We start from the raw sequence: 12649 nt of genomic DNA on the forward strand, positions 1-12649 counted from the left end.
ACATTATTTTATATAAGGTATTTTTGATAGACAATATCTTTTTTTAATAGAAACTGTGATAATAAGTGTTCGATAGATTTCATTATTAGTGTCATTTTAAGGGAAGAGGACTAGAGTTTTACTGTTATAACGTTAGATTCTGAAAATAGGTGTGCGTCTCCAGTAGTAAGAGAAAAATTAAACATCATTAGGATATAAGTACTCATTCTTTGCTACACTTTATGGCACTCCCAGCTCACTTAAAATCATTAATATCATCTAAGTATAGATTAATACAATTGGCACAAATTTTAACTTCTAGTAGGTTTTCATCCGTTTTTTTCTTTGAAGGAGTAAAGCTATTCTTTGTAGCTAGTCTGATGTGTTTATCAATTATATTTTTTCTAAAGGTACATCTATCACATATTGACTTACCACAAACCCTACAATGGTGCCTATGAAATAGTTTTAATTTTGTTTTTTTACAACACCTACAAATAGATGAATTTCTTTCCCATGCATATTTAGTTTGATCTTCATATATAAGATCAAATATGTATAAGCTCAAATCACTATTAGTTTTTCTTAAAGTTAGTTCTGTAGTTTGAAATGAAATATGGGTATATATAAATAGTGGAGTAGGAGCACCATCACTACGCAGCTCAATTACGTTATCTTGAACTATTACATTATATTCTTTTAGAAAAGCTGTTATTTTCTCAATATCTTCTACATAATATTTATCAACAGATCCTGGGATAATATAATAGTATTCCAATTTTTGGATATTTTTTTTAGATATCTTTTTATCTATAATGTCTAAATTTTTATATCCAAATCCGCCACACTGTAAGTGAGCAGCAAATAGAATGATCTCATCAGCATCTGTTTCATCTAAATAGCATATCAATAAAAATGCTACACAGGTGAATAAAGGTCCGATAGCTATAGAGCTCTCATTAGGGTTGCTTATATTTCTAAAAACGTATTCTCTGTCTATAACCAATATGTCGTCAAATTCTGATAGTAACTTTATAATTAATACTCCGCTAATTAGTTACTTATATAAAATACATTTTACCATATTTGGTAGCGATATAATTTATATTTTACAGCGATAGCTCCGCTTCGGAATTTAAATTACACACGGTAACAAATAAATACCTATAAATTCAAGAAAAGACTGGTTTTAAATATTCAACATTTACTTCTTTTTCGTTTAAAATAGTCACAAAAAGCCTAAAGAAGTAAAATATGGAAACGATATTAGCAAAAATTGTTGAAGCAAAAAGAAAATGGCTTTTTGCAAAAAAAAGATTATTTCCTCTAGAAATTTTTAAAAATGAAGTTGTCAAAACAGATAGGGATTTTTATAAAGCTTTGGAGTCTGAAAAAGCTGTATTTATATTAGAGTGCAAAAAAGGCTCACCTTCCAAAGGAATTATCCGTAAAAAGTTTAATCTTAATGAAATAGCTTCTGTATATAAAAATTATGCTAATGCTATCTCTGTACTTACAGATGAAGAATTTTTTATGGGAAGTTTTGCAAACTTAGAAATAGTTAGAAACCAAGTACAACAACCTATTTTGTGTAAAGATTTTATTATAGATGAATACCAAATATATTTAGCTAGATATTATAAGGCAGATGCTATTTTATTAATGCTTTCTGTGCTTGGAGATCAAGAATATAAAAAATTAGCAAAAGTTGCTAATAGATTAAATATGGGTATCTTAACAGAAGTAAGTAATGAAGAGGAACTGCAAAGAGCTATAAATCTAAAAGCAAAAGTTATAGGTATAAATAATCGTAACCTTAGAGATTTATCTATAAATTTAAACACAACAAAAATACTAGCCCCTAAAATACCAAAAGGAGCAATTATAATTTCTGAGTCAGGTATTTATAAAAACAAAGAGGTTAGAGATTTAAGAAATTATGCTGACGGTTTTCTTATCGGCAGCTCTCTTATGGGGGAACGTAACCTAGAACTTGCTGTAAGAAAGATTATCTATGGATTTAATAAAATTTGTGGTTTAACATCTGTAGAGAATGCTCAAAAAGCATATGATGCAGGAGCTGTTTATGGAGGGTTAATTTTTGTAAAAGAATCTTCTCGTTTTATAAATTATGACATCGCTAAACAGATATCTAAAAAAGTTAGATTAAATTATGTAGGTGTGTTTTCTGATGCTGATATTAATGAAGTTGTAGATTTTGCTTATGGTTTAAAGTTAAACGCAGTCCAACTTCATGGCAACGAAAACCAGCAATACATAGATAATTTAAAAGCTAAATTGCATAAAAATTGTCAGATCTGGAAAGCGTACGGTGTCGGTACAGAAATTCCGAAGTTTTTAGATAATGTTGATTACCATCTTTTAGATAGCCAAGTAAATGGTAAAAAAGGTGGCACAGGCAAAACTTTTGATTGGAATCTTATAAAGGATAGAAAAAGTATAATTTTATCTGGTGGTCTAAATTCTACAAATATAGCTAAAGCAATAGAGCTCAAATGTTCTGGATATGATATAAACTCAGGAGTAGAATCTAAAACTGGTGAAAAAGATGAGAAAAAATTACAAGAAGTTTTTGAAGTAATTAGAAATTATTAAAATCCTCCTTTGACTTACCATGTACGATATTTTTTTAAGCCTAGAGATTTATAACTTCGTTGATTATAATCTCCTTAGAACGTCAAAAGGAGATAAAATATGTCTACTCAAAGTTTACTTATTAAAAATGCTACCGTTGTAAATGAAGGAAAAATTTTTAAATCTGACATTTTCATCGAAAATGGCAAAATAACGCAGATTAATAGTGATATAAATAAAAACGCTGATAAGGTTATAGACGCTACAGGCCTTCATTTATTACCCGGAATGATTGATGATCAGGTACACTTTAGAGAGCCTGGTTTAATGTATAAAGCAGATATAGAATCTGAGTCACGAGCAGCTGTAATGGGAGGTATTACCTCTTATATGGAGATGCCAAACGTTAATCCAGCCACCACAGTTGTAGAGAGATTAGCTGAGAAAAAAGAACGAGCATCTCAACGTTCACATGCAAATTACGCTTTTTATTTAGGAGCTACGAATAACAATGTCGATGAGCTTAAGCGCTTAAAACCAAATGATGCCTGTGGAATCAAAATTTTTATGGGCGCTTCCACTGGTGATATGTTAGTAGATAACCAACAAACATTAGAAGGATTTTTTGCTAATAGTCCTTTACTAATAGTGACTCACTGTGAAGATACACCTATGATTAAAGCAAATGAAGATAAAGCCCGTGAAAAATATGGTGAAAACGTACCATTTGACTTGCATCCTGATATTCGTTCACGTGAAGCTTGCTTTAAATCGTCACAATTAGCGGTGTCTTTAGCTAAAAAATATAACTCTCGTTTGCATGTTTTACATTTAACTACAGCTGAGGAAATGATTCATTTCAATAATGAGTTACCACTAGAACAAAAGCGAATTACAGCTGAAGTTTGTGCTCATCATTTATTTTTCTCACGTAAAGATTACGCTGAAAAAGGAGCTTTAATTAAATGTAATCCAGCTATAAAAGAAGAAACTGACCGTTTAGCTCTTCTAGAAGCAGTTAAAAATGACGTGATAGACGTGATAGCTACAGATCATGCTCCGCACACTTGGGAAGAAAAGCAAGGGACATATTTTAAAGCACCAGCTGGTTTACCATTAGTTGAGCAAGCACTTATTTCGGTTTTAGAGCATTATCACAAAGGTTTCTTAACACTTGAACAAGTGGTACAAAAAACGGCTCACGCTCCTGCTATAGTGTATAAAGTTAAAGATCGTGGTTTTATTAGAGAAGGTTATATGGCTGATTTAGTGTTAGTTGATTTGAATAATCCGCATACAGTAACTGATGAATGTTGTCATTATAAATGTGGTTGGACACCTTTTGCAGGTTATACATTTAAGTCAAGAATCCATTCAACTATCGTAAATGGCATATTAAAATACCATCAAGGAAAAATAGTAAGTGATAAGAAAGGTCTAGCTTTAGAGTTTGATCATGCATTTTAACTACGACTGTATAAAGATAATGGTTATTTATAGCTAATCCCAAAAAGCGGTATCCAAAGGAAAGGTAAAACTCAGTAACTTAGTTTTGGTGACAACTTTGGTGATTTGAGTGACTGCAAAATATAGTCATATTAATTATATCTATGTGTGTTTATAGATATTTAATAAATTTTTTATAAAAACCCATTTAGTTATATTCAACAAGGTTTGCTATACTAATACAAAATACTAGTTTAGTAACTAACTTTAAGAAGAATTATATGAAAATAATGTTTTCAGCTGATGGTATTTCTAAATTTGATTTAGAAAAGACAGCCATTATTTCAAAGTATGTTGACTGTATAAAAATAGGTCATATTTTATGTTCTACTCTTTCTTTTAAAGAAATTCATGAACTTGTAGGCGATAAAGATATATTTTTAGATTTTAAGCTACACGATATTCCAAATACTGTTAAAACAGCCATTGAAAATTATTCAAAAGCTATTCCAAACTTTAAATATTTTACTTTTCATGGTACAGCTAGTGATGAGATGGTAAAAGCAGCTCTTAGTGCAGATACACAGGCTACTCCTTTAGCAGTGATTACACTAAGTAGTGATGCTAATTTTGATAAACAAGATAGTTTAGCTAAGTTTGAAAGATGCGTGAATTTAGGTGTGGAAAACTTTATATGTCATCCACATTTAGTTACAGATGTAAAAGCAAAATTTGGTAATAAAATTAAGTTATATGTACCAGGTGTTAGACTTGAGTCAGACTCTAAAGATGATCATTTTAATGCTTTAACTCCGCAAAAAGCTAAAGAGTTGGGTGTAGATTATATAATCGTTGGTAGACCATTACTAAAAGCTGATAATATCGTGGCTAAATTACAAGAGTTTATATAAAAATTATGCAAAACAAAACTTTAAAGAAGATAATAATCTCTCCACCCTTTGGGAAGTATATTAAATTTAAAGAAACCTCTAATGTATATGGATCTTTTACAGTAAATAGACGTTGGGGCCTTATAAAACAAGCTATAAAGACTATTCGCAAAATAGAAAAAAATGCTTGGCGTAATAAAATTGGTTTACGTAATCCTGGTTTAGCAAATACAAATCCACCCAAAAGATCGCAAGATATTATTTCATTAGCTGCATTAGAAATAGCAGACTGGCATAGTTTTGCAGCAACTTTAAAAACACAAAAGTTTGCTAATCATAAAAACATAGAAATTAATATTGGTTGTCCTAATGCTAGTATTGTTGATTTTCCTGCTGAGCTTGCCTATCTATTTGAGGGTAGAAATATATCTATCAAAATGCCACCAACTATAAATATTAATGCTAAGATAAAAGAGTATGTAGCTGTTGGAATAACAACGTTTCATCTTTGTAATACAATCCCTACAGAGAAAGGTGGTATATCAGGCTACCCTTTGCAGAAATATACCCTACCAGCTATAAAAGCAGCTAGAGAAGAGTTTGGCGATAATATAACCATAATTGGCGGCGGCGGGATATACACTCTAGAAGATGCCCAAAAATACCTAGATGCTGGGGCTGATCATTTATCTCTAAGTACTGTTTTATTTAATCCTGTTAAAGCAAGGAAACTTGTAAAAAGGTTATTGTGTATCTAATAACTAAGGAGACTATTTTGTATTCGACATAAGCTTACCTGCTGCATTCTGCTCGGCTACTAAATTAGTTTTAAATAAGTTTTTGTAATAAATAAAGTTGTATATAAGTAATATATTATTAAAAAATTTTTTCATTACTTTAAAATAAAAATAATACACCGTAAAATAGTCTCCTTAGTAGTTTAGTTATTGCGTAAAAAAGTATATGGATTTAAAAGACAACTTTAACCTTGGTGATTTAATTTATGGCATGGCCGGTATAAGAATAGGTGTATTGAAGCATCTATCTAGAACAGAAAGTCAATATATAAAAACATACCCCCATCTATCTGATCAATATAATGCACTAATAGGTATAGGAGGTAAGAAAACTGCGTTAACATTTCACAACTTATTTCTACAAATATATAACTTTTTTGGCAGAGAGAAAAACAAATTTAAATTAGCCAATTTTGAGAATTTCCTCGATTTTGATAAAAATATGGATGATCCATTGATTAAAACATACCTTTCGAGAAGACCCGATGAAATGTATTCTTATAAGGAATATGCTACTGATTGGGCCAAAGCTATTGGTAAATATCCACAGAAATTTAACGAGAGTGCGCTCAATCTAAGCGCTGATATTTATCACTTAATTATAAGTTTCCTTTGCAGACAAAATATATCACGCTTTATAAAGAAAAACAGGAAAATACATTTTATTTTAGAGGGTATAAATCTAAAACCATATACCACCAATGTGCCTCTTACTTTTAGCCATATAGACCTGAATGAGAATATGCTTAAAAACCAATATTATATAGATAAGATTAAGAAATTAATTGGTGATATATCTATACAAATACCTAGTACCACACTTGATGAACTAATAGAATGTTACCGTCTTTACAACCTAGATTATACATATAGAAAGAACATTAAATTCTATAAGGTAAAACGCTACAAACATCACGTAGTAGGATGTGTAGAGTCGCTTCCTCCATGGATATCTAATAAAGATCAATGGCATACATTGTTGTTAGAGCTTCATAACTCTGAAATTAGAAATAGAAATATATTAATAGAGGCTACTATAGTTTGCTTTAATAACTATATAAAAAAGCAAATAGGGTCAAAAGAAGAAGATGCATATGTTAGAAAGTTTGTTACTGACATGGTTGCCATATATATAACCTCAGGCAGTCTTTTAAGTGCACATAAATGTATTTATCAGCTAATATGTGATTATGACAAGTACACTCCTAAAAAATGTTTTTTTGCTGAAATGTTATTTGAGTATTTATGGAGATATAAAGAAAATTTTTTATATTTATTTAGAGGTGTCGCTAACTTTAGTATACGAAAACCTGGTTCCCCAATATGTCAAAATATGTATAATATTTTTACTAATATAAGGTATCTAAAAAAACGTGATTTTAGATTTAGTATAAAAGAAAAACCAAAAGATGATTTTTACATGGGTCTTCGTTCAAAACGATACCTTGAAAATAATTTAATAGATAATAATTATAGTAATTTAGGATACTACTCGGATAGTAATGGTTTTATTTAGAGCCTTTCCACTTAACTGTGTAAATTCACTTACATGAATCTCTGAATTCTATGCTCAAACTCGATAGCGAAATAAGGCATAGCCTCATTCCAATATTTAACAGGCATAGACCATTTTTTAGTCAAATAATCTATAGCCAAGTACAAAGATTTGAAAACAGAGTCATCTTTAGGAAATAGCTTTTTATTCTTAATGACTTTCCTAAACTGGCTATTAAGCGATTCAATCGCATTAGTAGTGTAAATAACTTTACGAATTTTTGGAGGATATTGCAAGAATACAGTTAAATTATCCCAATTATTTATCCATGACTTTGAAATTAAAGGATATTTAGTATCATATTTATTTGCAAAGTTATCAAGCTCAGATTGAGCTATTGCAATGGTATCAGCATCATATATTTTCTTTAACTCTCTAGCTACCTCTTTCTTGTCTTTATATGGCACATACTTAAGACTATTACGAATTTGATGAACGATACAAAGCTGATGCTTTGTCTCAGGGTATATAGCTTGTATAGCATCAGACATGCCTTTTAAATTATCAGTACATGCTATAAATATATCCTGTAAGCCTCTATTCTTTAATTCAGTAAAAACACTAAGCCAATATTTAGCACCTTCATTTTGACTGATCCAAAGACCTAATACATCCTTATGACCAGTTAACGATATGCCAAGAGCCACATACACAGCTTTATTAATAATATGCTTGTCTTCTCTAACTTTAACGACTATACAGTCAAAAAACACTATTGGATAAACTGACTCTAAAGGTCTATTTTGCCATGCTTTAACATCATCAATAATAGCTTCTGTAACATCACTTATAAAGCTTGTACTTATCTTTGTATCATATAACTCAAATAACTGTTGTTGGATATCTGTAGTACTCATACCTTTAGCATACAAAGATATAATTTTTTGGTCTAAGCCGTTTATCTTGGTGACTCTTTTGGGAACTATTTGAGGTTCAAAGTCACTATCTCTATCTCGTGGAACTGATATTTCCAAATTACCTGTGTCTGTAGCTAATGTCTTGTTACTATAGCCATTCCTAGCATTTGATGAATTAGTCCTTTGGTGTTTTGAATAACCAAGATGACTATTCATTTCTGCATCTAGTGCTTTTTCTAATAATCGTTTTGTTAGTTGCTTTAGCAAACCATCTTTCTCAAACATTTGATTAATATCAACACCTGAATCTATTATTTGATCTGCAATAGCTGTGTAAATATCTTCTGACTTCTTATTCTTAGACATTGTTTCTATCCTTAATATTTCGCTAGAAATAATCTAGCAGGTTAATTAAGAATTTACACATTTATTTGGAAAGTCCCTTTATTTACGCTAAGCCAAATTAATTTTTTATAACTTTTGTTAAAAATTTAAGAATATTGTATTTGCAACTATTTTTTTCAAACGAATTAATCAAGATTTATAGATGTTCCTTTAATACTAACACCACTAGAAGAAAGCTCCACCGAACTTTCTCCACATTTTATGATCACTGTACTAGAATTTATTTCTATACTATTACTACCACATTTTAGAATAATTTTATCTTTACATTCAATAGTTGTCTCTTTAGCTGTTAATTTAGCTGACTCATCTTTCTGACTTAGTGTCAAAATGGTTTTTTGGTTTGCATTTATAGTTATATCGTCAGAAGTTATTTCAAAAAAATTATTATTATCTGCCATAATATTATTACTCGCTTTCTTTGCAGCTTATATACCCATTATTATCTACTGTACAACTCCATGAGTTTCCAGCAGGGTCAGGTATATAATATCTCCAGGTGTTATAATCTTTGCCTATATTCATAACAAAATATATAGCTCCAGGCTCATCCTTAGATTTAAACGATAATGTGTCAGTTAGATTCTGAGGGTGAATTAGCTTTGTTTGGTGTTCGCTATCTAGGATTTGTTTGCTAAGAGAGTCATATGTTGTCTGAGTCATCTTTTCCATAGAACTAGGTTGCTCATAAACTACTAGATAATTGTTACCTTCGTTTGCCTGAGCAGAAGATTTTAGATTAAGATAAAATTTATCTTTTGCTGTAGTCGTTATGCAACCTGATAATAAAAGGGAGGTGGTTATACTAAAGAGGAGTTTTTTCATTATATGCTCTCCGCGGTATTTATTTTATTAAACTCACTAAACATATTGTCAAATTGAATTTTAAATTTAGTAGCTATATTATTTTGATTCCAAGTATATGTGTTACCGTCTTTATTTGCTGCATCAAGAAGCTTTAAAAAAGACCAGTAGCTTGAATGTATTTCTATAGAGTTAATTTGATCATAGTTATCTATATACCCCACAGAGCTGGGTTGCTGCTCAAACCATTTATATTTTAGCGTTATAGGCTTTTGTTGGGTACTAATTCCTATAACTTTTTCATTACCAGTACTTAAAATAGTCATTTTAACAAAAGTATTATTTGCCAAGTAGGCATTTGGAGCTGGCATTATATGTAATGTAATGTCTAAAGGTTTTGGCTTTCCAGATTTATCCCATAAAGAGTTTGTAAGTTTTTGGACACTATTAAGAATACTAACCATATTTTGAGTATTAGAGCCAAATAGACCTGGAATTTTAGCTATCCATTGCTCATTTTTGTATTCAAATATTCCGTACATATCTTTTTTGACAGTTTTCCAAAATTTCCCTTTTGGACCAAAGGTTTCAGTAAGCTCTTTTGGAGAAATAGCTGTGTCAGATTTATCTATGAAAGGATAATATTTTTTTTGTTTATCAATCATTGGTAATATATCTTTTTCCCAAAGATTATACTTACACGTGGTAAGATAAGGTCTCCCAAATTGCATGATACTTTGTAATGGTGCTGTGAAAATAATAGAATTTTCTTCACTGATATTATTCTTCTTCAGCAAAGAATTTACTTTATATAAATAAGAACCTTTTGGCTGTGTAAATAAATCAAGAGTTACCTTGTTTATAGCATCACTTTTGTCATCAGAGTCATGAATTTTATCGACTATACTTCTTATTATTTGATTATATTGTTCCATATCATTAGGGTTAGAAATCATTTTATTAACGTTTTGGAAGTATGAATTAATTAGTTCTAATTGAGGTATTTTTTCTAGGTTTTTTTTATCAAAAGTCGTATTCTCTATTAGAGTTTTTAACATATTATTAAACTGGGAACTAGTTGATGAAATAAGCAGTAAAGAAGAAACTATATCATTAGGATTTATACTATTTTTGTATGAAGTTATAAGTTTAATATATGATTTTTTATAATTGTCTATATATGTTTGTAAAGCATTATTATAATAGTTATTAATAGCAGAACTATTAATATCATATTTTTTTAGTAAATTAATAACCTCTTTATAGGAAGTTATCTCTGGGAATATTATTTCTTTTAGTCCCGCCTTGGTATATATAGTTGAGATATTGCCATAATAACTGCCTTTGTCAGCTATATTAATTGTAGATTGCTTAACAGTATTTTTATCTATAAGTTTAGCTCTTGATAATACAAGATTGTTCGTTATATCGTTATAAGTTGCCTGCATAATTACTTTATGCCATATTGGCTTTGCCATTTTTGTATCATTAGGTAAATTCTTTTCTAACTTTTTGTCTATTTTTTTTAACAAGTCAATAGCTGCCTGGAGATTGTCTACTTGGGTTTCACTCATAGAAGGAATTAGCTCTTTTATATCTTTAAGCTCATCTGAAGACTTTGTAGTATCTTTGATCTTATCGTAAAGTTTTTCAAGAAATACTCTGTTATATTCTGATAGAGATTTTTTCATTGTAGGAAAAACCTTCTCCATGAATATGATTATAGCTTGTTGTTTTGCTACAGGTAAGCCTAGTTCGTCTAGAAATATATGTAAAGTTTTTAGATTAATAGTAGTATTCTCTAACACATATGATTTAACCATTTCGTACAGGTTGGAATTAACAAGTAAGTTTTTATAAGTCAAATCTAAATTATTAAGATCTTTATTAGTCATATTAATATTTACTTTTGGTACTGGAGCGCTGATATACGTTGTAATAACATCTTCAGGTATATTTGTTGCTAAACTCCATAACTTCATATTTGACTTTACAAAACGTTGTAAATCAGTATTTTGAGGTGCGTATAAGGTTAAAAAGATAAAAATTCTATTTATTGTATCATCTGAGGAGAAAGTATTTTCTAATAAGCCTAAAAGTTGATGTTGAATCTTTATACCTTCATTAATATAAATCCCATGCTTTAACATTTTATCTGGGTACAGAACACTTTTTATTAGTTTACTTTTTACCTCTGATATATAGTTTTTACTTAAATTGACCACTTGCTTAGCTTCTTTAGGTTTAATTGAAATAGCAAAAAGCTCTTGTTTATATCTACTAATAATATTTTTGTAAATGAAAATATTAGCTACAAACATTACACCTAGTATAATTAATGTAGCTACCATACATATCCATATTATTTTCTTGAGCATTTTTTCATTATATGGCTGAGAGCCAAAAGACCTCTGAAACAGGTTCTGGTTAATGCTAGCTGTAGTATTGTTAAGATATAAAGAAATACTCTGAATAGCTTTTGGCGTATCTATATAATCTAATTTTTCTAAAAAATATTTAAAACAATTATAGATATCGTTGATGAAATAACTAAAACGCAAAAATCCCTGAGGATGTTTTTTAAGTAACATATTATTTGCTAGGGCGTTTAATTTCTTAAGATAATGTTCAAATTCTTCTTTTATGTTTTGTGGGCTTAAAGTAGATGATAATAGAGGGATATCATGTTTTGCAACATAATCAATAAAAGTACTATAGTTAGGGTGCTTTTCAATATCAGCAACAGACAAAATAAAATTAGGAAGCTTTTTGTAAGTTTTTGCTAGTTGTATTATTACTGATCTTAGATTCTTTATTTCTTCTAAAATAAGTGTTTCGTTCTTAATATTTATATGCTCAAATGAGTAAACAATAGTTGGGATTTTCCCACACATCGAACTAACCTTATGACAAAATGTTCCTAATTCTTTGTATATATGATCTTCATTAAATCTATGTAATTCAAGGATATAAGATTGGTCTGATAGATAATGATTGTAGCTAGTGCTTTCAACCTTATACAGCTCTACCCCTAGAGTTTTATTTGTCTCATTTTCGACAACTTTTGAGTTAGATGGATTTATATGGATAAAAAAATTAGCATTAGTTTTAAAAGATTTTTTCGTTTTTCTGTCTGCTTGTGATAATAACTGTCTAAAAGACTTGTTTAGCCTTAGAGAATTTCCTAACCTAAATTTTGGAAGAAACTTTCGTAAATACTTTCTTAAATTTTTAATATTAAAAACTAGTAATATAATAACAGCAACAATAAAAATTAATACAAAAGCTAATAATATTAAGATATATAAGTTCATATGTATT

General features: G+C 29.7%; 10 protein-coding genes. 5 read left to right on the forward strand and 5 right to left on the reverse strand.

Annotated features, from left to right (window positions below):
• Positions 1–235: 235 nt before the first annotated feature.
• Complete coding sequence (locus E3E15_RS07375) at positions 236–985, reverse strand: FYVE zinc finger domain-containing protein (protein WP_172107145.1); 750 nt, start codon at positions 983–985, stop codon at positions 236–238.
• 248 nt (positions 986–1233) lie between these two features.
• On the opposite strand from E3E15_RS07375, the gene trpCF reads away from it, so the two are divergent.
• From trpCF to E3E15_RS07400, 5 genes are all read left to right on the forward strand, one after another.
• Complete coding sequence (trpCF, locus tag E3E15_RS07380) at positions 1234–2595, forward strand: bifunctional indole-3-glycerol-phosphate synthase TrpC/phosphoribosylanthranilate isomerase TrpF (protein WP_172107146.1); 1362 nt, start codon at positions 1234–1236, stop codon at positions 2593–2595.
• 99 nt (positions 2596–2694) lie between these two features.
• The gene (locus tag E3E15_RS07385) at positions 2695–4041 is read left to right on the forward strand and encodes a dihydroorotase (RefSeq protein WP_172107147.1); all 1347 of its coding nucleotides are present in this window, start codon (positions 2695–2697) and stop codon (positions 4039–4041) included.
• 260 nt (positions 4042–4301) lie between these two features.
• Positions 4302–4931: an orotidine-5'-phosphate decarboxylase gene (pyrF, locus tag E3E15_RS07390; protein ID WP_209451677.1), complete on the forward strand. Its 630-nt coding sequence runs from the start codon at positions 4302–4304 to the stop codon at positions 4929–4931.
• Positions 4932–4936: 5 nt separating this feature from the next.
• On the forward strand, positions 4937–5668 hold the full coding sequence (locus E3E15_RS07395; RefSeq protein WP_172107148.1) for a beta/alpha barrel domain-containing protein: 732 nt from the start codon (positions 4937–4939) through the stop codon (positions 5666–5668).
• 205 nt (positions 5669–5873) lie between these two features.
• Positions 5874–7223, forward strand: a complete 1350-nt coding sequence (locus E3E15_RS07400) for a hypothetical protein (protein WP_172107149.1) — start codon at positions 5874–5876, stop codon at positions 7221–7223.
• Between the two features lie 29 nt (positions 7224–7252).
• Here E3E15_RS07400 and E3E15_RS07405 read toward each other — a convergent pair whose 3' ends face one another.
• The 4 genes from E3E15_RS07405 to E3E15_RS07420 all read right to left on the reverse strand — a co-directional run bounded on the left by E3E15_RS07405 (position 7253) and on the right by E3E15_RS07420 (position 12642).
• Complete coding sequence (locus E3E15_RS07405) at positions 7253–8485, reverse strand: IS256 family transposase (protein WP_172106156.1); 1233 nt, start codon at positions 8483–8485, stop codon at positions 7253–7255.
• Between the two features lie 164 nt (positions 8486–8649).
• The gene (locus E3E15_RS07410) at positions 8650–8925 is read right to left on the reverse strand and encodes a hypothetical protein (protein ID WP_172107150.1); all 276 of its coding nucleotides are present in this window, start codon (positions 8923–8925) and stop codon (positions 8650–8652) included.
• 7 nt (positions 8926–8932) lie between these two features.
• Positions 8933–9349: a type VI secretion system lipoprotein IglE gene (gene iglE, locus E3E15_RS07415; protein ID WP_245313661.1), complete on the reverse strand. Its 417-nt coding sequence runs from the start codon at positions 9347–9349 to the stop codon at positions 8933–8935.
• Positions 9349–12642, reverse strand: coding sequence for a cation-binding protein (locus E3E15_RS07420; protein WP_172107151.1), 3294 nt, complete (start codon positions 12640–12642; stop codon positions 9349–9351). Before E3E15_RS07420 ends, iglE begins: the two co-directional genes overlap by 1 nt.
• Positions 12643–12649: the final 7 nt, after the last annotated feature.

Origin of the sequence: Allofrancisella frigidaquae (assembly GCF_012222825.1) — a bacterium.
Taxonomy (GTDB): Bacteria; Pseudomonadota; Gammaproteobacteria; order Francisellales; family Francisellaceae; genus Francisella; species Francisella frigidaquae.

Bases quoted from the DNA above. Each gene is read 5' to 3' on its own strand.
- trpCF (WP_172107146.1), top strand. From the start codon at position 1,234: ATGGAAACGATATTAGCAAAAATTGTTGAAGCAAAAAGAAAATGGCTT.
- E3E15_RS07385 (WP_172107147.1), top strand. From the start codon at position 2,695: ATGTCTACTCAAAGTTTACTTATTAAAAATGCTACCGTTGTAAATGAA.
- pyrF (WP_209451677.1), top strand. From the start codon at position 4,302: ATGAAAATAATGTTTTCAGCTGATGGTATTTCTAAATTTGATTTAGAA.
- E3E15_RS07395 (WP_172107148.1), top strand. From the start codon at position 4,937: ATGCAAAACAAAACTTTAAAGAAGATAATAATCTCTCCACCCTTTGGG.
- E3E15_RS07400 (WP_172107149.1), top strand. From the start codon at position 5,874: ATGGATTTAAAAGACAACTTTAACCTTGGTGATTTAATTTATGGCATG.
- E3E15_RS07405 (WP_172106156.1), bottom strand. From the start codon at position 8,485: ATGTCTAAGAATAAGAAGTCAGAAGATATTTACACAGCTATTGCAGAT.
- E3E15_RS07410 (WP_172107150.1), bottom strand. From the start codon at position 8,925: ATGGCAGATAATAATAATTTTTTTGAAATAACTTCTGACGATATAACT.
- iglE (WP_245313661.1), bottom strand. From the start codon at position 9,349: ATGAAAAAACTCCTCTTTAGTATAACCACCTCCCTTTTATTATCAGGT.
- E3E15_RS07420 (WP_172107151.1), bottom strand. From the start codon at position 12,642: ATGAACTTATATATCTTAATATTATTAGCTTTTGTATTAATTTTTATT.